At 59.3% G+C, this 1,027-nt stretch carries 2 protein-coding genes; both read left to right on the forward strand.

Annotated features, from left to right (window positions below; translation table 11 throughout):
- Positions 1 to 106 precede the first annotated feature (106 nt).
- Positions 107 to 565: a hypothetical protein gene (locus AC1DSN_RS23100; RefSeq protein WP_477296131.1), complete on the forward strand. Its 459-nt coding sequence runs from the start codon at positions 107 to 109 to the stop codon at positions 563 to 565.
- Between the two features lie 105 nt (positions 566 to 670).
- Positions 671 to 1,027: hypothetical protein (locus AC1DSN_RS23105; protein WP_477333225.1), on the forward strand; the 357-nt coding region annotated here is incomplete at its 3' end.

Genomic DNA, 1,027 nt, shown 5'->3' on the forward strand with positions numbered 1-1,027 from the left:
GTGCAGGGTCCTAAGCCTATGTGCTCATCCGGCCCTGGTGGCAAGACCGCTGCGTGTGCCACGGCGATTCTCGAAAACACGGCCATCCAGTCGAAGAAGTAAATCCATGGCAGCAACACCCGATCAACTACACGAGCTTCTTTCCTACTGCATGGACTTTGCTCACACCATGCTCAAGGACTCCGGGGAGTTCTTCCCGTTTGGAGCGACACTTTCGCCCGACGGCGAGGTGGCCGCTGTCGGGGGGTGGGACGGCGACGAGAGGCCAAAAAGCCAGGAGATCTACCAACTGCTGGCCGGTGCATTCATCTCAGCGGTTGGGGAGGGGAGAGTCATTGGTGTCGCGCTTGCTGCCGATGTCAACGTACCCGACCGATACAACTCGCCAGTGAAGGATGCACTTCGGGTGCAACTGGAAGCTCCGGGCTTCGCTCGGTTCATTTACGTGCCCTACGAGCTCCTGCTGCCGAGTTTGACGGTGGCTGAGCCCACGTGGGTCATGCATGAACCCTTCGCGGTCGAGATCAAGCCGATGTTCTTTCCGCTCCCGTCTGAGAAGATGTAATAGATAGAACGGAGTGGCGGCACCTTGGCGGCCATTGACGCGTTGTGCAGTAACGCCTGAAAATCCTCAAGCGTCCATCGGCGCATGACAGGGAAGGAAGTAGACATGATGGGGAACGACGCAGAGATACTCGATGCCTTCCTGGCCGACCCTTCGGACGAGCTGGTGGTATTCGAACGACGCATGCCGGGCATAGACGACGAGCACGATGAAGGTCTGCTCGTTGCCATTCTGGATGAGTGCAAGGCTCGCTTCGCCAGTTGGCGCGAACTCTGCGAGTCGAAGCTGGGGCCACCCGACCTGACGCATAGAACGCGCGGGGAGTGGGTATGGGAGCTTCACCCCTTTGCTGGCGCACTGAGCGCTTGGGAACGCGGCGATCACTTCCTGTTCGTTGCGTCGTGCCAGGAAGACCGCGACATGCCGATCCGGGTCGTTCTTGGCTTTCGCAAGCCTATGGAC

Source organism: Luteibacter sp. P4_D7_3, assembly GCF_056401735.1.

What these genes read in the sequence shown, in the direction of transcription:
- AC1DSN_RS23100 (WP_477296131.1), top strand. Translation starts at nt 107, where the DNA reads ATGGCAGCAACACCCGATCAACTACACGAGCTTCTTTCCTACTGCATG.